This window comes from Anaeromyxobacter sp. Fw109-5 (genome assembly GCF_000017505.1).
Lineage (GTDB): Bacteria > Myxococcota > Myxococcia > Myxococcales > Anaeromyxobacteraceae > Anaeromyxobacter.
In genome coordinates this window covers 1,390,502-1,415,486 of the sequence record NC_009675.1, presented here as the reverse complement: position 1 = coordinate 1,415,486, position 24,985 = coordinate 1,390,502, and the positions used below count along the sequence as shown (strand labels likewise).

Below are 24,985 nucleotides of genomic sequence, written 5' to 3'. Positions count from 1 at the left end.
CGCAACCCTCACAGGCGGGCCCCGGCGTCACCGGGGCGTCCCACGACGCTCAGCCCCGGCGGTCCGTAGCTCCCGCCCCTGCCGCTCCCGTGCGCGGGGGGCGTGGTCGCGACCGGCGGCCCGTGGGTGAACCGGTCGCGCGGCGACAGGTAGGTCGGCACGAGCGCCGCGAGGGCAGCGAGGAGCTCGTCGCGCTCACCCCCATCCGCGACGGCACGGAGCTCGCGCAGCCGCGCCTGCAGGTCGTCGGGCGGCGGAGGGCTCTGCGTCACCCGGATGCGATCGCGCACGACGAGGGAGCGCTCCTCCTGCTCGGTGAGCACCTCCTCGGTCAGCTTCTCGCCGGGGCGCAGCCCCGTGTAGACGATCTCCACGTCCTCTCCGGGCACGTGCCCGGACAGCGTGATCATGCTCCGCGCGAGGTCGGCGATCCGGATCGGCTCGCCCATGTCGAGGACGCACAGCTCGCCGTGGCCGCCCAGGCCGGCCAGCAGCACGAGCCCCACCGCCTCCGGGATCGTCATGAAGTAGCGCGTGCACTCCGGGTGCGTGACGGTCACGGGGCCGCCGCGCGCGATCTGCCGCTTGAAGATCGGGATGACGCTGCCGGAGGAGCCGAGCACGTTCCCGAACCGGACCGCGGTGACCCGCATGCGCGAGCGGCGAGCGAGGTCGCGGACCACGAGCTCGGCGACGCGCTTCGTCACTCCCATCACGGACGTCGGGTTCACCGCCTTGTCCGTCGAGATGAGCACGAACCGCTCGGCGCCACACGCGTCCGCCATGCGCGCGGCGTTCAAGGTCCCGAAGACGTTGTTCTTCACCGCCTCCGCCGGCGCATCCTCCATGAGGGGCACGTGCTTGTGCGCCGCCGCGTGGAAGACGTCATCCGGCCGGTAGCGCTGGCCGAGGCGCAGGAGCGGCGCGGCCTCGCGGACGTCGGCCACCTCGCAGCGGATCTCGACGTCCGGGTATTCCTCGGCGAGCGCGAGGCGGCGCAGGTAGAGCTCGTTCTCGTTCATGTCGACCATCACGAGCTGTCGAACGCCGTTGCGCGCCAGCTGGCGGGAGAGCTCCCCCCCGATGGTGCCGCCGGCGCCCGTCACGAGCGCGCGCCGTCCGCCGACGAGCCGACGGATCTCCGACTCGTCGAAGGCGACGGCGTCGCGCGGCAGCAGGTCCTCGGGCGACATGTCCGCGAGCATCGCCCCCGAGAGGCGCTGCTCGAGGTGACACCAGGAGGACGGGGCGATCTTGAACCGCACGCGGGAGGTGGAGCAGAGCGACACGATCTCCCTGATCCGCGCCGCGCCGACGCGCGGATCGGCGAGGAGCACCGCCGTGATGCGGTGTAGCCAGATGAGGCGAGGCAGATCGGAGACCCCGCCGAGGATCGGGATCCCGTCGATGCGCGCGCACCCCGTGTGGCCGTCCTCGTGGATGAACCCGACGAGCTGGTACTGGCCGCCGGGCTCGCGCAGCAGGTCGCGCGCCAGCAGCTCCGCCGCGTGACCGCCGCCGATGACGAGCGCGCGCGGCGCCCCCGCGCGGGTCCGGGACCGGTTCCCCAGCCACTGGAGGCCGGCGCGCGGAAGGAAGCGCACCGCGCCGAAGGCGGTGGCCGACAGGAAGAGCTCGAGCGCGTAGACGGTGAGCGGGAGCCGCAGCGAGAGCACCACGGTCGCGGCGAGGAAGACCGCCGTACCCGCCGCGGCAGCCGCGACGACCCGGAGTGCCTCGTCCAGGCCCGCGAGCCGGAAGGACCATCGGTGCAGGCGGGCGAGCCCGTTGGACGAGAGCCGCGTCACGAGGAGGAGGGCCGACACCGCCGGGAGCATCCGGCCGTAGAAGAGCGGGAGCTCGCCCTCGAACCGCAGCCAGAACGCGACGTGCAGAGCGGCGAGGGCGGCGGCGCCGTCCACGGCGAAGATGGCGGCGTACCGCCAGCCGGGGTGAGCGAGCGCGGCCGTACCCGCAGCGAACGCAGCCGCGGCCCGACAGCGCATCGTCAACCAGCCATCCACCCGGATGGACCCAGCGTGAGCCATCTTCACCCCCCACCGCGCTCGCCCTTTGGAACCGTACGCTCAGGTAAGGGCGCTTATCTCACACGTCGAGTCCTGCGATCCCACGGCATGAGAGGTTCCTCCCGCCGGCGCAATCTCACGGGGGCGGCACGGCGAGCGTCTGCACGCCGAGCGCGTCCCGAGAATCCGGGTCACGCTCGTTCCTCCCAGCGCACGCTCCACGGGCGAGGAGCCTCACCGAGGACCGAGCCGGCGCGCCCCCGGCGCCGGGGTTCACTCGGAGGCGCGGCGGGCGAGCTCCGCGCGCAGGAGCTTGCCCGCCTCGTTGCGCGGGAGCGCCTCGACGACGGTGAACTTGACGGGCACCTTGTAGGGCGGCAGCTGCTCGCGGCAATGCTGGAGCAAGGCCGCCTCGCTCGGGCTCCTGCCCGCCCGGCCGACGACGAACGCGGCGGGGACCTCGCCCACGAGGTCGTGCCGGATCCCGATCACCGCGGCCTCGGCGACGTCGGGGTGGTCCGCGATGACGTGCTCGATCTCCACGGGGCTCACCCGATGGCCACCGACCTTCAGGATCTCCTTCGAGCGTCCCTGATGGAACAGGAACCCCTCGGAGTCTCGGTAGGCGAGGTCCCCGGTCCAGAGCCACCCTTCGCGCAGGATCTCCGCGGTCGCCTCGGGCTCGTCGAGGTATCCGAGGGTCACGTTGCCCCCGCGCGCCACGAGGTGCCCCACGGCGCCGGGCGCCAGCTCACGGCCCTGCTCGTCGACCACGCGCAGCTCGACCCCGGGGATGGGGACGCCGATGGAGCCGCGCTTGTCCTCCGCCCTGCCGGGCGGCAGGTACGAGAGGCGTGCCGTCGCCTCGGTCTGTCCGTACATGACGAACAGCTTCGCCGGCTCGAACGCGCGGCGCACCCAGTCGATGGTCTCCGGCGCCATGGCGCCTCCGGCCTGGGTGAGGTATCGCAGCCTGGGGAACGCCATCGACGCCACGTTCACCTGCCGCCGGATGATCTCGAACGTGAGCGGGACCCCGGCGAAGCCCGTACACTGCTCCGAGGCGAGCGCGTCCAGGACCACCCGGGGGAACGCGAAGCGGCTGTCGAGGAACACCGAGCCGCCGGCGAACAGGTGCGTCTGCAGCACGCTGCGGCCGTAGCAGTAGTAGAGCGGCAAGACCAGCAGGGCGCGGTCGTCCGCGCCGAGTCCGAGGTACTGCACGATCGATCGGGTGTTCGCGTCGACGTTGCGGAACGTCTGCACGACCCCGCGCGGCCGGCCGGTGCTCCCGGACGTGTACAGGATGAGCGCCGGCGAGTCGGGCCGCAGCTCGGGTGACGGCGGCGGCGAAGCCGGGGCCGCCGCGTGCAGCCGGCCGTCCTCGAGGAGGACCGAGGTGGACGCGACGCCCGGCAGCGCCTCCGGGAGCCCGGCCGCGTGGAGCACCCAGACGGCGTCGAGCCGCGAGCGCGCGGCGACGCCGGCCCAGGTTCGGAGGTCGCGCCCCCAGATCACCGCGTGGCGGGCACCGGTCTGGGCGACGACCCCGGAGAGCACCTCTCCGCCCCACTCCCGGTTCACCTCCACGGCCGTGCCGCCGAGCGCATTCACGGCGAGCCCGGCGACGACGGTCGCCGGGGTGTTCGGCACGGCGAGCACGACCCGGTCCCCCGCCGCGACCCCGTGCTCCGCGAGGTGCGCGGCCAGCGCGCGTACCCGGGTGGCGAGCTCGCCGTAGGTCAGGCGCAGCGCGGGGGTCGCCACCGCCGGGGCGTCGGGCCGGCGGGCGGCGTGGAAGAAGAGCCATTCGTGCAGGAACGGCGAGTTCACGGTGCGGGTAAGTATTGGGCGGGAGCTCCTCATCGCAACGACCGCCCCATTCCGTGGCGTGTTGCCCGCGCGGAGACGTCCTATTGTCCGACACGCCATGTTCACGCGGGATGTGCTGCGAATCGACGCGGCGAGGGCAGCCGAAGGGATAGAGCAGGCCATCCGTGACCAGGTGCTCGGGACGCTACGGCGCCGCGGCGCCGTCGTCGGGATGTCGGGGGGCATCGACAGCTCCGTCGTCGCGACGCTCTGCACGCGCGCGCTCGGCGCGGACCGGGTGCTCGGGCTGCTCATGCCCGAGCGCGACTCCTCGAGCGACGCGCTGAGGCTCGGCCGCTCGCTCGCCGACCACCTCGGGATCCGCCACCTGGTCGAGGACGTCGGACCCGCGCTGGCAGGGCTCGGCTGCTACGAGCGGCAGCTGGAGGCGATCCGGTCGGTGGTCCCCGAGTACGGGGAGGGATGGCGGTGCAAGCTCACCCTCCCCTCGCTCCTCGCGGGAGACCGCCTCAACGTGACGCTCCTCACGGTCGCGGACCCGCTGGGTCGCGAGCGGAGCTCCCGGATGTCGGCCGCGGCGTATCTCCAGCTCGTGGCGGCGACGAACTTCAAGCAGCGCGCGCGCAAGATGATGGAGTACTACCACGCGGATCGGCTCAACTTCGCCGTCGCCGGCACCCCGAATCGCCTCGAGTACGACCAGGGGTTCTTCGTGAAGCAGGGAGACGGCGCCGCCGACTTCAAGCCGATCGCGCACCTGTACAAGACCCAGGTCTACGCGCTCGCCGAGCACCTGGGCGTCCCTGGGGAGATCCGGGCGCGTCCCCCCACCACCGATACGTTCTCGCTGTCCCAGACGCAGGAGGAGTTCTTCTTCGCGCTCCCGTACCGGGAGATGGACCTCTGCCTCTGGGCGCACGATCACGAGGTTTCGGCGGCGCAGGTCGGGGCCGCCCTGGGGCTCACCGCTGAGCAGGTCGAGCGCGTCTACCGCGACATCGAGGCGAAGCGGCGGGCGAGCCGTTACCTGCACGAGGCCCCGCTCCTCGTGACCGAGCTCCCGGGGAGTTGAGCATGTGCGGGATCGCCGGTTGCGTCGCCCTTCGCGATGGCTTGCCGCCGCCGGCGCTGGAGGACCTGCGGGCGATGGTCGGGGCGATCCGGCACCGGGGCCCGGACGAGCTCGGCCTCTACCGCGACCGCCGCGCGGGCCTGGGCCACGCCCGGCTCTCGATCATCGATCTCGCCACGGGGCAGCAGCCGCTCTCGAACGAGGATGGCTCGCTGTGGGTGGTGTTCAACGGGGAGATCTTCAACTACCTCGAGCTGCGCGCCGAGCTGGTCGCGCTGGGTCACCGGTTCAGGACCCGCAGCGACACCGAGGTCATCGTGCACGCCTACGAGGCGTGGGCGGAGCGGGCGTTCGAGCGATTCAACGGACAGTTCGCCATCGCGCTGTGGAGCTCCGCGCGTGAGGCGCTCGTCCTCGCGCGCGATCGGCTCGGCGTCCGGCCGATGTACCTGTGCGAGCACGGCGGCCGGCTGTGGTTCGCGAGCGAGGTCAAGGCGCTCTTCGCCGGCGACCCCGACATCCCCCGGGCGCTCGATCCCGCGGGCCTCGCCGAGACGTTCACCTTCTGGACCGCCGTGGCGCCGCAGTCGGTGTTCCAGGGCGTCACCGAGCTCGAGCCCGGTCACGTGCGGACGATCTCCCGGGCCGGCACGGACGATCGCGCCTTCTGGACGCCCCGGTACACCGAGCCGGAGGGTTCGGGGGAGTCCCCCGACCAGGCCGCGGAGCGCGTGCGGGCGGCGCTCGAGGAGTCGGTCCGGCTGCGCATGCTGCGCGCGGACGTGCCGGTGGGGAGCTACCTCTCCGGCGGGCTGGACAGCTCGCTGGTCGCCGCGCTGGGACGCCGCGTGAAGGGGGAGAAGTTCTGCACCTTCTCGCTGCGCTTCGAGGACGCCGAGTACGACGAGACGCCGTTCCAGCGGGCGGTCGCGGCGCGCCTCGAGACCGAGCACCGGGAGGTGCTCGTGCGTCGGGAGGACATCGCCGCCGTCTTCCCGGACGTGGTCGCTCACGCGGAGCGCCCGCTGCTGCGGACCGCCCCGGCGCCGCTCTTCCTGCTCTCGAAGCTGGTGCGCGACGCGGGCATCAAGGTCGTCCTGACGGGCGAGGGCGCCGACGAGGTGTTCGCCGGCTACGACCTCTTCAAGGAAGGGAAGGTCCGGCGCTTCTGGGGACGACAGCCGGCGTCGAGGCTCCGCCCGCGACTCCTCGAGCGCCTGTATCCGTACCTCGCGCGCTCGCCCGTGGCTCAGCAGGCGCTGGCGCGCGAGTTCTTCGGCGCCGGGCGGGAGCGGTGGGACTCCGCGGGGTTCGCGCACCAGACGCGGTGGCGCTCGGCCGCCGCGCTGCAGCGGCTCTTCTGCGCGGACGTCCGGCGCGAGGCGCAGCGCGTCGACGTGGTCGATCGGCTGCTGGCCTCGCTCCCCGCGGAGTTTCCTCGCTGGCCACACCTCGCCCAGGACCAGTTCCTCGAGGTGCGGACCCTGCTGTCCGGCTACCTCCTGTCCTCGCAGGGAGACCGGATGTTGATGGCTCACTCGGTCGAGGGCCGGTTCCCGTTCCTCGACCCCAACGTGGTGGAGCTCGCGAACGGCCTGCCCGCCACGCTCAAGCTCCGCGGGCTCGACGAGAAGCACGTCCTCAAGCGCGCGGCGCGAGGCCTCGTCCCGGACGAGATCGTCCGCCGGTCCAAGCAGCCCTTCCGCGCCCCCGACGCGCTGTGCTTCGTCGGCCCCGGCGCGCCGGACTGGGTCGGCGAGCTGACCAGCCCGCGCGCCGTCGCCGACGCGGGCGTGTTCGATCCGCGCGGCGTCGAGCGCCTGTGGCGCAAGTGCGAGGCGTCCGGCGGGGGAGCGCAGTTCTCCAACGCGGACAACATGGCCCTCGTCGGCGTGCTGTCGACGGGACTGTTGCACGAGCGGCTCGTCCGACGAGCTCCGGCGAGGGCCGCGGCCATGGATTTCGCCACCGTCGTCGACCGGGTGCCTGCACGGGCCGGCGGACCCGACGCTCGGGGCGCCAGGGGGATGTGATGAGGATCGAGGACCGAGTGAGGCAGTTCATCGTCGAGAACTTCTACGTGAGCGACCCGGCCGACCTCGCGGACGACAGCCTGCTCGTCACGGCCGGCGTCATCGACTCGACCGGCATGCTCGAGCTGATCGCGTTCGTGGAGACGGAGTTCGGCGTCCGCATCGAGGACGAGGAGATGACCCCCGAGAACCTGGAGTCCATCCGCCGGGTCGCGGCGTTCGTCGCGAACAAGCGGCGCGCAGCCGTCGGCTGATCCGGACAGCCCATGCCTCTTCGTTCACTGCGAGAGATTAGGCTCGTCGCCTCCTGCCTGGGTCTCCGGCTGCCGGCGGTGCGCGTCCTGAGGAAGCTCTGCTCCGTGGAGCACGTCTACTACCTGACGGCGCCGATCCAGCGGCTCCGCTTCCCGCGGCTCCGCGCCGACGTCGAGTTCTCGCTGGCGACGGACGGCGACTTCGACGAGATCCTGCCGGGCATCGCGGCGCTCGATCCGCTGTCCCGCACGGAGCTCGTCGCGCGGCTCCTCTTCTTCCAGCACGGCTTCACGAGCTGCTACGTGGGGCGAAACAAGGCCCGGCAGATCGTCTCGCTGCAGTGGCTGATCCGGCCGGTGGACAATCCCCTGCTCGAGAAGCACCTCGCGCGGCGCCGGTACCTCCTCGCCGACGATCAGGTCATGATCGAGAACATCTTCATCTTCCCGGCGTTCAGAGGGCTCGGGCTCTTCCCGACGGTCAACGCGGCGACGCTCGGCGTCGCGAGCCGGGAGGGCTTCCAGATCTGCAAGGCCTACGTGGGGAAGGAGAACGTCGCGTCGCTGAACTCGTACCTCGGGCTCGGGTTCCGCATCGAGCGGTTGATCACCGGCTACCACCTCGCCGGCCGGACCTTCGGCACGATCGGGCGGCAGGGGGCGTCGTCGGGGCCTCGCGGCCTCTCCCTGGAGACGGGCTGACCCGGAGACTCGGCGGACGACGCAGCGGCGTCGAACGGCCTCGGGGCAGGCGCCGCCGCCAGCTCTAGCGCGCGGTGGCGCTCGCCCGCAGGTGTCCGTCCGCGATCTCCAGGACCGCCTCGACCACCCGCTCGACCTGCTCGTCCGTCATCGCGGAGTAGATGGGCAGCGAGATCGAGCGGAGGTAGGCGTCGTGCGCCACCGGCAGGCTCTCGGGGCGGTACCCGAAGGTCTCGCGGTAGTAGGGGTGCTCGTGCAACGGGATGAAGTGGACCGAGACCCCGACGCCACGCGCCGTCAGCTCCTCGATGAACCGGTTCCGATCGATGTCGAGGAGGTGCGGAGCCAGCTTGATCACGTACAGGTGGTGAGCGTTCGTCCGGTCGGGCGCGGGCGCGAGCAGCTCCAGCGCCTCGCGTCCGGCGAACGCGGCGTCGTACCGTCTCGCGATCGCCTCGCGCCGTGCCCGCATCGCCTCCGCGCGCGCGAGCTGAGCGAGCCCCAGCGCCGCCGCGATGTCGCCGAGGTTGTACTTGAACCCGGGCGCGACGATCTCGTAGTACCAGCTTCCTCCCTCCATGTAGCGCTTCCACGCATCGCGCGAGATGCCGTGGAGGGACATGATCCGCATGCGGTCGGCCCATTCCGCGCGCGAGGTCACCGCGGCGCCCCCCTCACCGGTGGTGAGGGTCTTCGTGGCGTAGAACGAGAAGCAGGTCACGTCGGCCAGCGCCCCGACGTTGCGCCCGCGGTATTCGCTGGGGAAGGCGTGCGCCGCGTCCGCGACCACGACGATGCCGCGCGGCCGCGCGAGGGCGACGATCTCGTCCATGTCCGCGGGGACGCCTCCGAAGTGCACGGGGACGATCGCGCGCGTGCGCGGAGTGATCGCCCGCTCGATCGCCGGCACGGCGACGTTGTGGTCCGAGGCGTTCACGTCCACGAGCACGGGGACCGCGCCGAGGTAGCGCACGACCTCCGCGCTCGCCGCGAACGTCATGGTCGGGACGATCACCTCGTCGCCCGGCCGCACGCCCACGGCCTCGAGGGCGAGGTGCAGCGCCGCGGTACACGAGCTCACCGCGACGCAGTGGGGAGCGCCCACCGCGCCCGCGAAGCGGCGCTCGAACTCCTTCGCGCGCGGCCCGGTCGTGATCCAGCCGCGCCGCAGGACCTCGAGGACGGCGTCGCTCTCGGCGCTCGTGAGATCGGGCAGCGCGAAGGGGATGAACGGTCCGGAGGTCATCGCACGAGCGCGGCGAGCGTCCGCAGGACCAGCGCGGCGTCGGTCCTGAGGGACATCTCGTCCAGGTAGCGGTGGTAGAGCGCGATCTTCGCGGGGAGCACGATCTGGGTGTAGGCCGCCTCCGCGTCGGGCCAGCGGCTCAACGTGGCCTCCTCGTTCCGGTACGCGAGCGACGCGAAGTCGGTGAGGCCGGGACGCACCGTCAGGATCCGCGCGTAGGCGTCCGGGAAGAGGCGCACGTATCGCTCCACCTCCGGGCGCGGGCCGACCAGGCTCATGTCGCCGACGAGGACGTTCCAGAGCTGGGGCAGCTCGTCGAGCTTGTGGCGGCGCAGGAACCGGCCGACTCGCGTCACCCGCGCGTCCGCAGCCGCCGTGACGGAGGGGCCGCTCGCGCCCTCGAACATCGAGCGGAACTTCAGGATCGTGAAGGGGACGCCGCGGAGCCCGACCCGCCGTTGCCGGAAGAGGACCGGGCCCGCCGAGTCCAGCTTCACCGCCGCTGCGATGGCGGCCATCAGGGGCGAGAGCACCGCGAGCGCGATCCCGGCGAACCCGACGTCGAGGGCGCGCTTGGCCGTGCGGTAGTCGGTCCTCACGCGGACGCTCCCTCTTCAGGAGCCGGTATCCTAAGCAGCGGCACGGCGATGCGACATCGCCGCCGCGGGCGCGGCCCCCGAGCGGAGCCCGCCGGCGCCTCGAGGGCCTCAGCCCGCCCGCGAGGCGGACACCTCGCTCGCCAGCCGCTCGATGGCGGCGCGCTTGGCGGCGAGCGACCCGACCAGGAGCTCGAGCATGAGGGACAGCGAACGGGTGTCTCCTGTCCGGCGGACATCCCACTCCCACGTCGCGTGCAGCGTGATGACCTCGGCGTCGGTCTCCGGTCCGAACTCGCTCGACCGTCCGTAGAAGTCGGAGCGGCGCCACGGAATGATGTCCGCTGGCACCGCGCCGTCGCAGAGGCAGAGCTCGAAGCCGACGCGCCGCAGGACGCGGGCGGTGCGCCCGTCCACGCGATTGCAGGGCGGCACATAGATCGTCACCGGGCGCGCGAGCTCGTCCTCGAGCCGGCGCTTCGCCTCGCCCAGCTTGCGCTCGACGGTGCGGGCGCGCTGCCATCGGAACTCGTCGAACTGCCCGACGGTGCCGCGCTCGTTGTACGGATCGCCCGACCGCCGGAGGCGTGGCGCGTACCGGAAGTACCCGTGGTCGAACCCGTGGAGGGCCGGCACGAGGTGACGCAGGCTCCTCAGGAACCCGACCATGGAGGGGTCGAGCAAGGCGGGCACGATCCCCAGCGCGACCGGCAACCCGCGGTCGTCGAAGGAGCGCACGATCGCGTGGAGCGGCGCGAGATCGGGCAGGATCGGTCGCACGCCCGTCGGATAGTCGTCCATCCGGATGAGCGGCGCGTCGAGCTCGCCGCGCACCAGGACCACGGTGTCGCCCGCACCGTGAGCCCCCCGGTCCAGGGGCCCGCGAGCGATCACCCGATCGGCCAGGGCCGCGGGGACGGTCCCGCCCGCGCCCGGGGAGACGCCCCCGCTCGACGGGGGCCGCTCGATCGTGAGGAGCGCGCGGCACGAGCGGAGCAGGTTGCGGAGACGCGCGGCCTGGGCGCGCGGGTCGTGGAGGACGCGAGGCGCGACCACGAGGTCGAAGCGGAGATCCGGGCGCGGCGACCCGAGATCCCACTCGGCGGCCGTCAGCACCTCCGCGGACGGGAAGAGCGCGCGCTCGTCCCGTGAAGGCGCGACGAGCGCGAGCCGGCGGAGCGGGCCGGCGAGCCCGCGCAGCCGCTCCAGCACGCTCCTGGCATCCGCAGCCATCAGGCAATGATCGAGAGGCCGGCCGGAGAGTTCAACCGGAACGCCCGCGCGGCGGGAACGCCCGACGGGTCCGCCCCCGATCGGCAGGGCGGCCTGCGTCCAGCCCCGGCGACGTGCGCACTATCCTTGCTGGGATCATGCGGGTCGTTCATCTCAATACCGCCGATGCGGGCGGCGGTGCGGCGCGATCGGCCCTGCGGCTCAGCCTGGCGCTTCGCGGCGAAGGAGTGGACTCGCTGCTCTTCGTCCGCAAGCGCCGGACCGACGACCCGACCGTGATCCAGCACGACAGCCTCGTCGATCCGCGCTTCCCACGCCTGCGCGACCGGCTCGACTCGCTGCCCTGGCGCCTGTACCGGAGGCGCACGCGGGCGACCTTCGACGTGGGCATGGTGCCCGACCGCGTCGCGGCGGCCGTCCGTTCACTCCGCCCGTCGATCGTCAACGTCCACTGGATCGGGTACGCGTTCATGCGGCTCGAGGCGCTCGGGCAGCTCCCCGGACGCATCGTCTGGACCCTGCACGATTCGTGGCCCTTCACGGGCGGCTGCCACGTGCCCCAGGACTGCGAGCGGTTCACGGCGCGGTGCGGGGCGTGCCCCGTGCTCGGCTCGGAGCGGGAGCTGGACCTCTCGCGCGCCGTCTGGGCGCGAAAGCGAAGATCCTGGCGCGAGCTCTCCATCACGCTGGTCGCGCCCAGCAGGTGGATGGCGGAGCGGGCAGCCCGGAGCAGCCTGTTCGGGGACGGCCGCGTCGAGGTCATCCCGAATGGAGTCGACACCTCGGTGTACCGGCCCAGGGACCGGCGTCGGGCGAAGCTTCGGCTCGGCCTGACGGCCGACGCGCCGACGGTGCTCTTCGCGGCGATGTGGGCCGACCGCGATCCGAACAAGGGCTTCCAGCTCCTGGCGCCCGCGCTCGCCGCCGTGCGGCTCGCGGACGGAGCGCGCCCTCATCTGCTCGTCGCGGGCAGCCCCACGCTGCACCGTCACCCCGCGCTCGAGGGGCTCCCGGCGCACGCGCTCGGCGAGCTCCGGGGCGACGAGGCGATGGCGGAGGCGATCGCCGCGGCGGACGTCGTCGCGGTGCCCTCGATGCAGGAGACCTTCCCGAACACGGCGCTGGAGGCGCTGGCGTGCGCGCGGCCCGTGGTCGGCTTCCGGATCGGGGGGATGCCGGACCTCGTGCGCGACGGCGCCACCGGGTGGCTGCTGCCCCCGTTCGACGTCCGCGCGCTGGGCGAGGCGCTGCGCAGCCTCCTCCACGATCCCGGCCGCGCGGAGGAGATGGGACGCACGGGCCGGAGCGCGGTCGAGGGCAGGCTGGACGTGGCGTCGTGGGCGCGGAGGTACCTCGCGCTTTACCAGGACCTCCTCCGTCACCCTCCTCGCGACGAGCGCGCTCCGTTCCCCGCGAGCTCCGGCCTCAGCCCGGGGAGCTCGCCACCGGCCGCTCGGTGAGCTCGCGCCACATCCGCCGGAGCTTGTTCACCACCTTGTAGTGGAACGTCCCTTCCTTGCCGAGGAGCCGCGTCACGGCGCGCAGCACCTCGGCGTCGATCATGGGGTCGGGCAACGCGCCCGCCCGGAACGGCTGCGCCTTCGCGCGCATGTGCGGAGGAACGATCCCGGTGGAGTGCGTCGCGTCCGCGTCGAACCCGCGGTTCTCGACGAGCGACGCCGCCGGGTAAACGGCCAGCCCCTGGCGCATGAAGATCGACAGGTACCAGCGAATGGCCCACGAGTCGGCGCGCCCCTGCCGATAGAGCTCCAGCATGTGAAAGAAGTAGAAGCTCCCGTCGACGTCGAAGGCGCGCCGCAGCCGGGGATCGGCCGCGAGCCGCGCGTACCCGCTCGCCTCCGGATCGAAGTGACGCCAGGCGCGCTCCCACGTGGCCCACCCGGACGAGCTGAGGAAAGGGAGGAAGACCGCCTGCGTTCCCCTGGGCAGACGCACCGGATACATGAACCCGGAGACGTGCATGACCTCGCGCGTGTCGCGGTATCGCTCCAGCGCCTGGTTCATGAACGCGAGGAACGTGGGGGAGAGGTAGAGATCGTCTTCGAGCACGATGACCCGCCCGTGCGCTGCGCACAGCGCGCTCACCCCGTCGATGACGTTGCGCGCCAGCCCGAGGTTCCTGGGCCGCTCCGTGAGCTCGAGGTGGGGGATGTCGAACGACCGGACGACCTCGCGGGTCGCCTCGACCGCCGGCGCATCCGCGGCGGTCTTCGGACCGTCGGAGTAGACGTGGACCGGGGAGTGCGCCGCCTCGGGGTTCGCGAGCAGGCACGACAGCAGCCGACGCGTGTGCTCGGGGCGCTTGTAGGTGAAGATCGCGATGGGGGCCAGGTTCATTCGCTCGCACGATGCGTCGCACGCGTCCCGATCGCCACGGCCCATGTCACCGGCGCCCCGCGCGGCCCCTCGCGACGGGGCGTCGGGGTCACTCCGGATTGGCGAGGGCCCGTAGGCGGTCGACCCGCTCTCCCACGACGTACGTCCCGCCGGCCCTGACGAGGACCTTCAACGTGTCGGACACCATGAACGGCACGAGCGCCCAGCCTGGACAGCAGGCGCGCGCGAAGTGCCATTTGTACCTGAGGCTGTTCCCCGATCTCCTCGTGAAGAACGAGGCGACGACGGCCCGAAGCGTCGGGTGGGCGCGCCGGTTTCCCAGGGTCTCCGTCGAGTCCAGGTCGTGGTAGACGAGCAGGTCGCGGCACAGCAGGACCGCGTGACCGCTCCTCTTCACGCGATACGCGTACTCGCTGTCCCCGTGGTAGTGCGGGAGCGCCTTCGAGTCGATCGTGCCGACGCGCCGCACGACGGAGACCGGGGTGAAGGTCGCCGTGCCCGGCACGAAGTCGACCTCGGCGAACTCGGGACGTCTCTCGAGCTCGTCGACGGTCGAGGGCCACCACACCCGCTGGGTGTAGGCGAGGGGCCAGCTGATCATCCGCCAGCCCGTCTGGGCGACGCGCGTGGGGTTCGAGCGGTCGATCGAGATGCCGGCGAACATGGCCCCGGGACGAGCCTCGGCGGCGCGCCTCGCGGTCTCGAGGAAGCGCGGGGGGACGGTCACGTCGTTGTTCAGCGTGACGACGTAGTCGCCGTCGCGGGCATCGCGGAGCACCTCCTCGACGCCCGCCCGGATCCCTCCACCCCACCAGAGGTTTCCGTCTCCATGGACGATCCGGAGGTCGAGCCGGGATCCGAACTCGTCGACGACGGCGGACGGCGTCCCGTCCGTCGAGCGATCGTCGACGACGACCACGCGGAAGCCCCGATCGGTCTGGGCGCAGAGCGATCCGAGACACTCGCGCGTCAGCGAGAGCCTGTTGAAGACGGGGATGACGATGTGGAAGATCACCGCGCGTCCCCTAGCCGGTCTCGCTTCGTCGCGAGCGCCGCCACCTTGTAGTAGCCGTTCACGATCCCCGTATAGACGCGGCCGAGGCCGGGGTGCGACGCGAGACGCCCCCGGAGCGAAGGGAGCGTCAGCGCATACATCGCGCCGAACACGAGGCGCTTGGAGCGTGGGAGGTGGCGCGCGCGCACCGCTCGCACCTCCTGCCGCAGCCGGAGGACGCTGTCCCGGCGAGTCGAGAACCCCCCGCCCTGGTAACGCGCCAGGAGCAGCGGGGCGTAGCGCGAGCGGACGCCGCCGCGCAGCACCGCTCGGGCGAGGAACTCGTAGTCCGCCGCGATGCGGAAGGACGTGTCGAACCCGCCGAGGCGGCGATACACGTCGGACCGGCACAGGTACGACTGGTGGCAGAGCATCGTCCGGTAGAGGAAGAACTCGCTCAAGGCCGGCGGGCTGGCGACCACCGCCCCCCGCTCCTCGCTGAAGTAGTCGCAGTAGAGCAGCTCGGTCTCGGGCGCGGCGCGGAGGGCCTCGGCCGCGGCTCGCAGCGCCGTCGGGGTCGCGAGCACGTCGCCGGCGTTCAGGAACAGGACGAACCGGCCGCGGCTCATCGCGAGCGCCTGGTTCATCGCGTCGTAGATGCCGGAGTCCGGCGCCGTCACCACCCGCCGGCGCGAGCTGCCGGGGACCCGCTCGAGGCTCCCGTCGAGCGAGCCGCCGTCCTTCACGAGGTGCTCGTAATCGCCGTGCTCCTGCTCGTCGACGGACGCGACCGTTCGGCACAGCCCGTCCCCGCCGTTCAGCGTGACGGTGAGGATGCTGAACAGTGGAACTTCCGCTCGAGGCATGGCGGACGGCCCCTTCCGCACGAGGATGGGTCGAGCGGTTTCGAAGGACAACCCCACCTCGTCCACGTTCCGAGGTGAGGGATGGGGCCTTTCGGGACGCGCGTCCCTGCGTCAGGCCAACCCATCCGAGGCGCGCCCACCCGCGCCGTGAGAGCGCATCCTCCGCAGACGTGAGGTCGCCCAGGAGCGTTCCAGCGGGTCGCGGCGCCCATCGCGCCGCCGCCCTCGCGTTCGCGGCGGTCCTCCACGTCGCCGCCGCCGCGGGCGCGGCGCCAGCGCTCTCCCCGGCGGCGAGCCGGGCCAACCTGTACGTGGCGCCGGGCGGGAGCGACTCGAGCCCGGGGACGGCGGAGCAGCCGTTCGCGACGCTCGAGCGCGCGCGGGCGGCGGTGCGATCCCTGAGATCCTCGGGGCTGCCGGAGGGCGGGGTGACGGTGTGGCTGCGGGGCGGGGTCTACGAGCGCTCGTCCACGTTCTCGCTGGGCCCGGCGGACTCGGGCACCGCGGAGAGCCCGATCACGTACCGGGCGTACCCCGGGGAGACGGTGAGGCTGCTGGGCGGGAAGGTGCTCCCGCCGTCATCGTGGAGCGTGGTGCTCTCGAGCGACGCGCGCTGGGCGCGCATCGGCGCGGCGGGGCGAGGCCACGTCTTCAAGGTCTCGCTGGCCGCGCTGGGCATCCGCGACTTCGGGGCGTACGCGACGCGCGGCGGGGCGTGGGGGCAGAACAGCCCGGACGCGACGTTCGCGGCGGAGCTGTTCCTCGACGGCCTCCCGCAGACGGTCGCGCGGTTCCCGAACGCCGGCGCGAGCGGGAGAGGGATCAAGGGCGGACAGCTCGTGTCCTCGGGCGGCAGCATCGACACCGTGACGTGGTCGGGTGGCAGCCTCCCGGGCAGCCTCGACGCAGCCATCGCGCGCGGGGAGGCGTATTGCACGGGCGTCCCGAACGGCTACTCGGGCCTGACGGCACGCATCGTCCGCAAGTCGGGCGGCACGCTGACCATCCGCCGCGACGACGGGCAGGGGTTCTACTATCCGTTCGCGGCGAACAACCCGTTCTTCGTGCAGAACGTGCTCGAGGAGCTGGACAGCCCGGGCGAGTACTGGCTCGACACGACCAGCGGGGAGCTCTACTACTGGCCACCCGCGGCGCTCACCGCGCGTGAGGCGGTCGTCTCGGTGATGACGACGCCGCTCGTGACCTTCGACGGGGCGTCGCACGTGACGCTCGACGGGCTCGTGCTCGAGGCGGGGCGCAGCGACCTCGTCCGCGTGACGCGCGGCGCGTACGACGTCGTGAAGGGCTGCGCGCTGCGGAACGCCGGAAGGACGGCGGTCCGGATCGGCGCCGGCACGAGCAACAACGGCGTGCTCGGCGGCGAGATCGCTCACCCCGGCGATCACGGCGTGTACCTGGACGGCTCGGGCAACTACGTCCGGAACGCGGACATCCACCACACCACGCGGCTGGCGGTGAACCAGTACTGGCCGGCGGTGTACCTGTTCGGCGACGGCAACCGGGTGGCGAACAACGCGATCCACGACGGCCAGGACCAGGCCGTGTGGCTCCACGGGAGCAACCACGTCGTCGAGAAGAACGAGATCTACGGCATGAACTGGTACTCCAACGAGTCCGGCGCGGTGTACGCCAACCAGCGGCTCGGGCACGGGACGGGGAACGTCATCCAGCACAACTACATCCACGACATCCAGAACTGGTGGGCGGTCCATGGCGTCGGCGTCGCAGACAACGCGGGGATCTTCCTGGACGACTCGTGGAGCGACGCCACCGTGCAAGGGAACGTCATCCGCAACGTGACGCACTACGGGATCCACCACGGCGGCGGGGCGCGCGCCGGCGCCAGGGTCATCGTCCAGGACAACATCATCGAGAGCTGCGGGAACCAGTACCCGCTGCCGAGCAAGGGCGCGTACGTCGCCGCCAACCTCCCCGGCCCGAACCCCACGGGCGCGATGTTCCGGCGGAACCTCATCGGCCTGAACAACGCGGGCGGTCGCGCCTGGGAGGGCGTCGACGGCTGGGCGGACCTCATCGTCCCTCACTTCGCCGACTACTCCGGCAACGTCGGGAACTACTACCAGGGAGGCGTCAACGGGGTCGATCCGCGCTGGGTCGATCCCCGGGACCCGCGCAAGGGCCTGCAGCCCACCTCGCCGGCCTGGTCCATCCCCGGCTGGCAGCCCATCCCGTTCCAGGAGATCGGCATCCGCCGCTGACCCGCGCGCTCACGGCTTGGGCGGGCGTTGCTCCGTGACGCCGAGGACGATCTGCGGGGCCGTCCTGGGCTGCCAGCCGGTCAGCATGCTCACGAGCGCACGCGGGCGGAGCGGCACCACCAGCGCGCGCGTGACGAGCCACGACTGCCGGCGCACCCCCCCGTACAGGAAGCCCGTGAGGTAGTTCGCGACCGCGTAGGAGACGAGCGTCGACCACGCCGCCCCGTACGCGCCGAGCGGGGGGATGAGCACCAGGTTGAGCCCGATGTTGAGGAGCGCGGCGAAGACGCCGGTGAACATCGTGAACCGCGTCAGGTTCGCGGCGAGGAGGAACCTGCTGCGCGCGACGCCGAGGCAGACGAAGACGAACGAGGCCGCGTGGACGACCAGCACGGAGGCGGAGCGCTCGTACTCCTGCCCGTAGAGGAGCCGCACGATCGGCCCAGCCAGCAGCATGATGGGGACGGCGATCGCGTACCCCAGCGCCGCCATGCCGTCGTAGAAGGCCTGCATGCGCGCCTCGAATTCGGTCGCGTCGAGCTCGTCGTGTGCCTTCACGATGAGCGGAAACAAGGTCGCGGCGACCGCGACGGGGAGGAAGTACCAGACCTCCGAGAGCGTGACGGCCACGGCGTAGATGCCGTTCTCGCGCTCTCCCGACATCGCCGTGAGCATCACCTGATCGATCTTCATGTACAGGATGATCGAGAGGTGCCAGACGAACAGCGGCCACGCGTCCGCCACCATCCTCCTCGCCAGGGCGCCGCTGATGGCCAGGCGCACCTTCGCGACGCGCCGCGCCCGCCGGTAGAGCCAGAACAGCGCGCTCGCCGTGATGAGGACCGTGGCGGCCTGGAGCGCGGCGAACGGCAGGAGCGACGCGGCGAGGACGATGAGCGCGCACCGCACCAGCGCCGAGACGAGGAAGATCGCGGTGCGCGCGACGACGACCTTGCGGGCCGCGATGCGGGACTGGAACCAGAGCTCGAACACGTTCGCCGCCACGCCGAAGCAGCCGAGGGCGAGGACCGTCACCATGGCCCGCGTGACCCAGTCGTCGCGGAGCAGGAACACGGTGACGACCGCCCCGGCCCAGGCGAGGAGCGCGCCCGCGCTCCGCATGAAGAGCGTCGTCCCGAGGATCTCGCCGTCCGCGTCGGGCGCGCGGGTCAGCTCGCGCACGATGATCGTGTCGAGCCCCAGATCGGCGGCGATCCCGAACACCGCCGCCAGGCTCACGGCGTAGCTGAAGAGCCCGTACCGCTCCGGCCCGAGGTAACGCACGAACCAGACCGTGATGACGAAGCTCGCCGCGAGGGTGGCGAAGCGCTCGCCGACGAGCCAGCCGACGTTCCCGAGGACGCGGGCGAGCGTCGGCCGCGCCTCGAGCGACGTCCGGAACGATCGCGGGAGCCACGCCGGCAACGCCGCCCGCGCCCCGTCCGGTTCCATTGGCATGTGCGCAGCATAGCCACGGGCAGGCGGCGGCACCTCTCCCGAGAAGGCACGAGAGCGCGCAGGTCGCTGAAGACGACCTCGACCCCGAGCTCCGGAAGTCGCCGGCGCGGTGGCGCCGCGGGCGACGTCACCGCGCTCGTCGCAGGCTCCCGCCTCCGAGCCGGCGGGCGCCGACGCGACGCCTCGCCCTGACAGGGGCGGTCGGCCGGGCCGCCGCGTGGCGTGGCGTCGTGCGGCGGTGGGATCGCCGCGCCCGGGGATCACCGACGGGGCGCGTCCCTGTCCCGACGGCCACCGGGGGGCACCGCCTTGCTAGATTCACGTTCGCCGGACCGGAGGTCGCGCGCAGACTCCCGCTGGAGCGTTCAATGACGAGCCGCGTGAATCGTTACGCCGCCACTTCTCCCGTCGGGCGATTGTTCCTGATTCCGTATCGGGCGTACTACGCCACCTCGTACTTCCTGCCCCAGCTGTCGAGGATCCCCAGGTGGCTGCTCACGTCCCGTGAGACCGGCAACTTCCAATACGACGTGACGGAGGACAACAAGCAGTACGCGGCGCACATCGTGGCGCTGGTGTCGGGCGTCGGGTGGGACTCGGCGAACGCGTTCGGCCGGGAGTTCGAGGAGGAAGCGCTCGTCCGTCTCCGCGAGCACGTCGCCCGGCTCGGCCCTTCGAGCCCGAACCGCGCGTCCACCGACTCGAGCGTCAAGCCGGGCCGGCGGCTGCTGTATTACACGCTCGTTCGCGCGCTCGCGCCGAGGCTCGTCGTGGAGGCGGGGACGGCGAGCGGGCTGGGCACCTGCATCCTCGCCTCGGCGCTCGACCGGAACCGCGGCGACGGCCATCCTGGAAGCCTCGTCTCGATCGATCTGGATCCGAGCTCAGGCTGGCTGCTCCGCGATCGCTACGCGGCCGCCGCCAGGATGCGCGTGGGGAACGTCCTGGACGTGCTGTCGGAGCTCGAGCCCTCCTCGGTCGACCTCTACGTCCACGACACCAGCGCCGACCCTGCCCTCGAGGCTGCCGAGTTCGGCCTGCTGCGCGAGAAGCTCGCCCCGGGGGCGGTGGTGCTGAGCGTCTGGCACACGCATGCGCTCATGCAGCTCGCGCAGGAGACGGGCCGCAGGTACGTGATGTTCTGGTCCGAGCCCCTCCGCCACTGGTACCCGGGGTCGAAGCTGGGCATCGCGTTCAGCGCGCCGGCGCCGGCCGAGGGACGTAGGTGACCGTCGCGACCGCCCGAACCCGCTCGGCCCTGGGAATGAGCTGGACTCTTCGAGACGCGATCGTCCCGCTCGAGCTCGCGCTGCTCTTCGCGGCGACGCTGAACCGCGAGAAGTGGTCGATCGCGGCCGTCTTCGCGCTGCTCGCCTGGGAGGGCCTGCGCTGGTCCGCGAGGCCCGTCGTCGACGTCGCGTTCGCCACGCGGCTCGGGGTCCTCGTCCTCTTCTGCGCCAGCTTCTTCATCATCGCGAGCTCGTTCGGGCTGTACGGGGGGTTCGTCGACCCTGCCAAGTTCTTCGTCGTCATCGTCGGGCTCTACGTGGCGGGGTACTCGGCGGGCCGTGAGGCTCCGTCGATCCAGGCCTGGAAGCTCCTGGCGCTCGTGGGCGGGTTCACGACCTTCGCGTTCCTGAGCGTCCAGGGCGCCCAGTCGCGCGGCCTCTTCGCCCTCGCCGAGCTCGCGGATCGCGAGGCCCCGAGCGCCTGGAGCCCGATCGCTTCCATCGGCGGCACCGGTCTGGGCGCGCTGGCCTCGCTGGCGATGTGCCTGCTGCCGGCCGCTTTCGCTCGAGCGCCCTCGGGTGCTCACGCGATCGTCTCGGCGTCCTGGCGGGGCCTCGTCGTCCTGCTCGCCGTGCTCGGGTTCTTCACGAACATCGCGCTCCAGAACCGGACGCCGATCTTCGCCTTCGTCGGCTCGGTCGCCGCCACGGGCGTGCTCATGGCGTACGTGAAGCGCGCGTCGGTGCCACGACGCGTCGCCGCGGCCGCGATCCTGGCGGTCCTCGTAGCGCTCGCGGTGAAGGCGGGCGAGATCCTGCGAGCGCTCGCGCCGGAGTACGGGCTCGCCGAGCGCTTCATGGAGCGCGGTGTCGAGACGGAGCGCTACGGCGCGTGGCTCGCGGTCCTGGCTTCCTTGCCCCGGCATCCCTTCGGCGGCCGGATGGCCGATCTGGGAGGGCTGAACTACGCGCACAACCTGTGGCTCGACATCGCGGTGGACGCCGGCGCGCTGCCGGCGCTCCTGCTCCTCGCGTTCCAGGCGAGCCACCTCCCCGCCATCAAGCGGGTGGTTCGTAGCGCGGCGCCGTCCCCGGTACGCGTCGCGCTCGTCGGTCTCGGCGTGTCGTTCCTGGCGACGTTCGCCGTCGAGCCGGCGATGCAGTTCTCGATCGTGTACGTCGCGGCGAGCGGCTACGCGCTCGGCATGGCGAGCGCGATCTCGGCGCGCAGCGAGGTCGTCGACGCGGAGCCGTGATCGCGGTGGCGCTCGGGCCCCGACCCCGCCCCGAAAGCGACGCGGGGCGCCGGAGCGCCCCGCGTCGTCCTTCACCTGCTCGTCTCCGTGGGGCGGTGAGCGTCGGTCACCGGACCCCCGTCACCAGGGTCGCCACCGCGCGCAGCTAGTCGTGAGGCGAGACGTAGTTGAGCCCGACCCATGCGTTCGACGCGCCCCCGGCTCCGGGGCTCGCGAACCTGTCGGCGAACCCGAGCGCGCTCGGGGTCGCGGGGGAGAAGACGCCCACGCTGCCGTTGCCGGGCTGCACGCATCCCCCCCCGCACCCGGTGTTCAGATCGTACTGGCGCACCACGTCCACCGAGAGGAAGACGTTCTCGTAGCTGTACGCCTTCGCGTTGTGCATGACCGGCCCGCCCGTGGTGACCGGCGTCCAGCGCGCGTCGAGACGGTAGTCGAAGTTCCGCATCGTGATCGTGTTCGCGAGATGGTAGCCCGCACGCGCGAGGAAGATGGCTCCTTCGGACAGGCTGTCCACCGACACGTTCTCGAGGGTGATGTCGCGGTAGATCTCGTACAGGCCTTGCGTCTGGATCAGGTCGGCGTGCTCACCATTGGGGTCCGCGTCGCTCTGGTAGCCGCGGACCACCGAGTTCTGGAGGACGATGTCGTGGGCGCCGCGGGCCTGCGCCTCGGTGTACCCCTTGCTGAGCGCGTCGTAGCCGCCGATCTTGTTGCGGACGACGATCATGTCGAGGATGTGGTTCCCGGCGTCCATGTAGAGCCCCTCGAAGAACGTCGTCCCGACGTTGTCCACGCGCAGGCCGTGTGAGCCCGGGACGTAGTTCGGGGTCTCCCCGCTGTCGTTGCAGTAGCTCGCCGCAGACGAGAGGTCGATCTGCAGACCGACGATGCGGACGTTGTTGCCGCCGCTGATCCGGACGGGGAACTGCAAGGGGGCGTCCGCGCGGATGATGTAGTCCTGGCCATCGTCGAGATTGACGACGTAGCCGGGGCCACTGCAGAACGAGCTGTACACCGTGCTGAGATAGCTCCCCGGCAGGGTGATCGTCGTCGGGTTCGTCATCGCGGGGGGCGACCTCGTCACGCTCCATCCCGTGTCGATGGCCGGCGGCGGCGTCGTGTCGGTGGGTGGGTTGGTGGTGGGCGGCGGCTCCGCCGGCGCGCTGACGAGGACGGTCGCCGTGGCGGTCTTCGCCGGATCGGCGTTGCTGGTAGCGACGACGTGATACGTGCCCGGCGCGGAGGGGGCGCTGTACTGACCGGTCGCGCTGACGACGCCGCCGGCGGCCCCCTCGAGCACGGACCAGGTCACGGAGGCGTCACCGGAGCCAGCGACGTCCACGCCGAACTGCGCGGTCGCGCCCGTCTCCACGGACACGCTGGTGGGGGTGACGGTCACCCTCACCTCGACCGGCGGAGGAGGAGGCGGCGCCGGGAGGACCGTCACGGTCGCGAAGTCGCTGCGGGCCGTATCGACCACGCTCGTCGCGGAGACGTGATACGTGCCGGGAGTCGCAGGAGCCACGTACACGCCGCCGACGACGGTCCCTCCTCCCGGCTCCACCACGGACCAGGTGACCGCATCGCCCGACGTACCCGTGACCTTCCCGGTGAGCGTGAGCGTCGCCCCCACCGCGACGGTGGCCGCGGCCGGGCTCACGTTCACCCGGATCCCCTTCTTCACGACGCGGACGGTGGCGACCTGCTGGGCGCTGCTCGTGCTGCTCGTGGCGGCGACGTGATAGGTCCCCTCGATGCCCGGGGCGACGTAACGACCCGTCGAATCGATCCACCCGCCGCCGCTCTCGACGACCGTCCAGCCGGTGAGGTTCGAGCCCGCCGTCGCGCCTGTCGCGTCGAACCTCGCGGTCTGCGACGGGTCCACCTCGGTCGACGGGGGATAGATCGCGAGCGGATCGCCTGCGTCGGTGCCGCCACACGCGGCGGCCCCCGTCACGACTAGAATCGACAGAGCGAGGAGTACGGCGCGACGATTCTTCATCCGGTTGCCTCTCTGGCTGGGGGGCGTGTGAACACCCGGTTGGCCGCCCCCTGATGCCGGGGACACTCGATCAGGGGACAGCGTGGAGACTGAACCACGCTCCCGGGTTCGACGGAACCCCCAGGTCGCGGTGGAACCACGGTGATAAAAACGCCTACATCCGTATACTTGGGCGATCCAGATGAACTAACGGTGCGGTCGTGAGGGCATGGCAGAGCCTGCCTGGCGGCGCGCTTTCCCAAGAGGGACGCAGGGTTCGACGGTGGGTGGGACTCAGCGCTACACGCGCTCGCCTGCTGCCCCGGATCTCACGCGCAGCGAATCACCCGCTAACGGGGCGACCCATCAGGGACTACGGAAGGAGCTTGCTGAACGGCGAGTCGAGTCGGGAATCAGCGCACGGGGACCGACCGCACCCAGCAACCGCGACCGCGCGAACGCCCCGAGGGGCAGCCTCGAGGCCGAGGCGAACGCCTCACACGCTGCTGCTGCGCGATCCGAGCTCCCGCGCCGGTTCACGCTGCGGCGCCTGCAGACACCTCGGCCACTCCTGATCCTCGGCGCGACGCTCGCCCTGCAGCCGGAATCGGAGCATGCCCTCCGCCTTCGCCAGGAGGTGACTCTTCGGCCGAAGTCGAAGCGCGGCGGTGACGAGGCGGTGTGACCACGGGCCGACGAGATGCTCCGCGCGCGGGTGGAACACGACCCTCTGGCGCACCGGCCTCGCGACGTAGCCCATGTGGAACTTGAAGTCGTCCACGCTCGCAGGAGCGTCGAGCGACTGCAGCGTGTAGAAGATCGACCGCACGTCGGAGCGCCGCACCGTGCTCTCGGTGAAGACGAACGTGAGGGCGTTGTTGATGCGCGCCCCCAGGAACTCTGCCAGGCACTGCTGCGCGAGGACCTCGCACCAATCTCCGATCTGGACGCACAGGAGCGCCGCGCCCAGTCGACCGTCCACGAGCGCGCCCCACGCCTCGAAGCCGGGCAGCTCCGCCGCCGAGAGATAGCGGCGGCGCCACTCCTGGTTCGAGAGCGGCACGTCTCGGCCCTGACGGCGGCAGGTGTCCACCTCGAGCGCCCAGCCCTCGTCGGCGACCCGCTCCAGCGAGACGCGCTCGACCCGGCACCGCTTGAGCCCGGTGCGGACGGCGTTGCGCGCGCGCCCGTCGAGCTTGTGGAGCCCGTAGTCGGGGTCGTCGCAGACGACGTGGTAGCTGACGCGTCCCACGGGCGCGTCGAGCGGCGTCGAGTAGCGCAGCGCGAGGGCACCCTCGCGACGGAGGAACTCGAGCAGCTCGTCGTCCGGCGGACGCACGATCGCGTGGAGCGGGAACGACTGGTAGACGCGCGGGCTCGCCTCGTACCACCAGCTGCTCGACGTCCGCACGACGCGGCGACCCTGCCGCCGGTGCCACTCCGCGAACGTCTCGGGATTCACGGCTCGTCCCCTCCGACGACCCTGCACCGCCACGCGCGGGAGATGAAACCACGTCCGTGGAAGGGCGGGCAGTCACCGGCGGGGCGCCAGGCGCACGACTCGAGCGAGCGGAGTGAACCGTTGTCGGCCGGTACGTTCGAGG

General features: G+C 71.8%; 19 protein-coding genes. 8 read left to right on the top strand and 11 right to left on the bottom strand.

Annotated features, from left to right (window positions below):
• Window positions 1-8 precede the first annotated feature (8 nt).
• The gene (locus tag ANAE109_RS06350) at window positions 9-2,006 is read right to left on the bottom strand and encodes a nucleoside-diphosphate sugar epimerase/dehydratase (protein WP_143827911.1); all 1,998 of its coding nucleotides are present in this window, start codon (window positions 2,004-2,006) and stop codon (window positions 9-11) included.
• A gap of 294 nt (window positions 2,007-2,300) precedes the next feature.
• Complete coding sequence (locus ANAE109_RS06345) at window positions 2,301-3,860, bottom strand: class I adenylate-forming enzyme family protein (protein ID WP_041448158.1); 1,560 nt, start codon at window positions 3,858-3,860, stop codon at window positions 2,301-2,303.
• Between the two features lie 97 nt (window positions 3,861-3,957).
• Between ANAE109_RS06345 and nadE the strand changes: the two genes are divergently transcribed.
• The 4 genes from nadE to ANAE109_RS06325 are packed head-to-tail and all read left to right on the top strand — an operon-like array spanning window position 3,958 to window position 7,921.
• Window positions 3,958-4,932, top strand: a complete 975-nt coding sequence (gene nadE, locus ANAE109_RS06340; RefSeq protein WP_011985562.1) for an NAD(+) synthase — start codon at window positions 3,958-3,960, stop codon at window positions 4,930-4,932.
• A gap of 2 nt (window positions 4,933-4,934) precedes the next feature.
• Complete coding sequence (gene asnB, locus ANAE109_RS06335) at window positions 4,935-6,965, top strand: asparagine synthase (glutamine-hydrolyzing) (protein ID WP_011985561.1); 2,031 nt, start codon at window positions 4,935-4,937, stop codon at window positions 6,963-6,965.
• A gap of 17 nt (window positions 6,966-6,982) precedes the next feature.
• Window positions 6,983-7,219, top strand: a complete 237-nt coding sequence (locus ANAE109_RS06330) for an acyl carrier protein (RefSeq protein WP_234945254.1) — start codon at window positions 6,983-6,985, stop codon at window positions 7,217-7,219.
• 12 nt (window positions 7,220-7,231) lie between these two features.
• Window positions 7,232-7,921, top strand: a complete 690-nt coding sequence (locus tag ANAE109_RS06325) for a hypothetical protein (protein ID WP_011985559.1) — start codon at window positions 7,232-7,234, stop codon at window positions 7,919-7,921.
• A 64-nt stretch (window positions 7,922-7,985) separates the two neighbouring features.
• Here the strand turns inward: ANAE109_RS06325 and ANAE109_RS06320 are convergent, their stop codons facing one another.
• From ANAE109_RS06320 to ANAE109_RS06310, 3 genes are all read right to left on the bottom strand, one after another.
• Window positions 7,986-9,167: a DegT/DnrJ/EryC1/StrS aminotransferase family protein gene (locus tag ANAE109_RS06320; RefSeq protein WP_011985558.1), complete on the bottom strand. Its 1,182-nt coding sequence runs from the start codon at window positions 9,165-9,167 to the stop codon at window positions 7,986-7,988.
• Window positions 9,164-9,766: a sugar transferase gene (locus ANAE109_RS06315; protein WP_011985557.1), complete on the bottom strand. Its 603-nt coding sequence runs from the start codon at window positions 9,764-9,766 to the stop codon at window positions 9,164-9,166. Before ANAE109_RS06315 ends, ANAE109_RS06320 begins: the two co-directional genes overlap by 4 nt.
• A 108-nt stretch (window positions 9,767-9,874) precedes the next feature.
• Window positions 9,875-10,996, bottom strand: a complete 1,122-nt coding sequence (locus ANAE109_RS06310; RefSeq protein ID WP_011985556.1) for a DUF2334 domain-containing protein — start codon at window positions 10,994-10,996, stop codon at window positions 9,875-9,877.
• 137 nt (window positions 10,997-11,133) lie between these two features.
• Here ANAE109_RS06310 and ANAE109_RS06305 point away from each other — a divergent pair, with 137 nt between their 5' ends.
• Window positions 11,134-12,456: a glycosyltransferase gene (locus tag ANAE109_RS06305; RefSeq protein ID WP_011985555.1), complete on the top strand. Its 1,323-nt coding sequence runs from the start codon at window positions 11,134-11,136 to the stop codon at window positions 12,454-12,456.
• On the opposite strand, the gene ANAE109_RS06300 is transcribed toward ANAE109_RS06305, so the two are convergent.
• The 3 genes from ANAE109_RS06300 to ANAE109_RS06290 form a co-directional block, all read right to left on the bottom strand.
• A complete protein-coding gene (locus ANAE109_RS06300) occupies window positions 12,422-13,354 on the bottom strand; it encodes a hypothetical protein (protein WP_143827910.1) in 933 nt (310 codons plus the stop codon). The genes ANAE109_RS06305 and ANAE109_RS06300 overlap by 35 nt on opposite strands.
• Window positions 13,355-13,442: 88 nt before the next feature.
• Window positions 13,443-14,369, bottom strand: coding sequence for a glycosyltransferase family 2 protein (locus tag ANAE109_RS23310; protein ID WP_011985553.1), 927 nt, complete (start codon window positions 14,367-14,369; stop codon window positions 13,443-13,445).
• Window positions 14,366-15,214, bottom strand: coding sequence for a glycosyltransferase family 2 protein (locus tag ANAE109_RS06290; RefSeq protein WP_011985552.1), 849 nt, complete (start codon window positions 15,212-15,214; stop codon window positions 14,366-14,368). The genes ANAE109_RS23310 and ANAE109_RS06290 overlap by 4 nt, the downstream gene beginning before the upstream one ends.
• Window positions 15,215-15,384: 170 nt before the next feature.
• Here ANAE109_RS06290 and ANAE109_RS06285 point away from each other — a divergent pair, with 170 nt between their 5' ends.
• Window positions 15,385-17,454: a right-handed parallel beta-helix repeat-containing protein gene (locus ANAE109_RS06285; RefSeq protein ID WP_011985551.1), complete on the top strand. Its 2,070-nt coding sequence runs from the start codon at window positions 15,385-15,387 to the stop codon at window positions 17,452-17,454.
• A 9-nt stretch (window positions 17,455-17,463) separates the two neighbouring features.
• Here the strand turns inward: ANAE109_RS06285 and ANAE109_RS06280 are convergent, their stop codons facing one another.
• Window positions 17,464-18,912, bottom strand: a complete 1,449-nt coding sequence (locus ANAE109_RS06280; protein ID WP_011985550.1) for a flippase — start codon at window positions 18,910-18,912, stop codon at window positions 17,464-17,466.
• Window positions 18,913-19,292: 380 nt separating this feature from the next.
• Between ANAE109_RS06280 and ANAE109_RS06275 the strand changes: the two genes are divergently transcribed.
• Entirely contained in the window at window positions 19,293-20,141 is an 849-nt protein-coding gene (locus tag ANAE109_RS06275) for a class I SAM-dependent methyltransferase (RefSeq protein ID WP_200860886.1), read from the top strand.
• 35 nt (window positions 20,142-20,176) lie between these two features.
• Window positions 20,177-21,397 carry a hypothetical protein gene (locus tag ANAE109_RS06270; RefSeq protein ID WP_011985548.1) on the top strand — a complete coding sequence of 407 codons (1,221 nt, stop codon included), beginning with the start codon at window positions 20,177-20,179 and terminating at the stop codon, window positions 21,395-21,397.
• Window positions 21,398-21,542: 145 nt separating this feature from the next.
• Here the strand turns inward: ANAE109_RS06270 and ANAE109_RS23305 are convergent, their stop codons facing one another.
• Both ANAE109_RS23305 and ANAE109_RS06260 read right to left on the bottom strand, forming a co-directional pair.
• Complete coding sequence (locus ANAE109_RS23305; RefSeq protein ID WP_011985547.1) at window positions 21,543-23,402, bottom strand: Ig-like domain-containing protein; 1,860 nt, start codon at window positions 23,400-23,402, stop codon at window positions 21,543-21,545.
• A 475-nt stretch (window positions 23,403-23,877) separates the two neighbouring features.
• On the bottom strand, window positions 23,878-24,843 hold the full coding sequence (locus tag ANAE109_RS06260; protein WP_011985546.1) for a hypothetical protein: 966 nt from the start codon (window positions 24,841-24,843) through the stop codon (window positions 23,878-23,880).
• Window positions 24,844-24,985: the final 142 nt, after the last annotated feature.

Excerpts from the sequence above, each read along its gene's own strand:
- ANAE109_RS06350 (WP_143827911.1), bottom strand. The coding sequence starts at position 2,006 with ATGCGCTGTCGGGCCGCGGCTGCGTTCGCTGCGGGTACGGCCGCGCTC.
- nadE (WP_011985562.1), top strand. The coding sequence starts at position 3,958 with ATGTTCACGCGGGATGTGCTGCGAATCGACGCGGCGAGGGCAGCCGAA.
- asnB (WP_011985561.1), top strand. The coding sequence starts at position 4,935 with ATGTGCGGGATCGCCGGTTGCGTCGCCCTTCGCGATGGCTTGCCGCCG.
- ANAE109_RS06325 (WP_011985559.1), top strand. The coding sequence starts at position 7,232 with ATGCCTCTTCGTTCACTGCGAGAGATTAGGCTCGTCGCCTCCTGCCTG.
- ANAE109_RS06320 (WP_011985558.1), bottom strand. The coding sequence starts at position 9,167 with ATGACCTCCGGACCGTTCATCCCCTTCGCGCTGCCCGATCTCACGAGC.
- ANAE109_RS06310 (WP_011985556.1), bottom strand. The coding sequence starts at position 10,996 with ATGGCTGCGGATGCCAGGAGCGTGCTGGAGCGGCTGCGCGGGCTCGCC.
- ANAE109_RS06305 (WP_011985555.1), top strand. The coding sequence starts at position 11,134 with ATGCGGGTCGTTCATCTCAATACCGCCGATGCGGGCGGCGGTGCGGCG.
- ANAE109_RS06300 (WP_143827910.1), bottom strand. The coding sequence starts at position 13,354 with ATGAACCTGGCCCCCATCGCGATCTTCACCTACAAGCGCCCCGAGCAC.
- ANAE109_RS06290 (WP_011985552.1), bottom strand. The coding sequence starts at position 15,214 with ATGCCTCGAGCGGAAGTTCCACTGTTCAGCATCCTCACCGTCACGCTG.
- ANAE109_RS06280 (WP_011985550.1), bottom strand. The coding sequence starts at position 18,912 with ATGCCAATGGAACCGGACGGGGCGCGGGCGGCGTTGCCGGCGTGGCTC.
- ANAE109_RS06270 (WP_011985548.1), top strand. The coding sequence starts at position 20,177 with ATGAGCTGGACTCTTCGAGACGCGATCGTCCCGCTCGAGCTCGCGCTG.
- ANAE109_RS23305 (WP_011985547.1), bottom strand. The coding sequence starts at position 23,402 with ATGAAGAATCGTCGCGCCGTACTCCTCGCTCTGTCGATTCTAGTCGTG.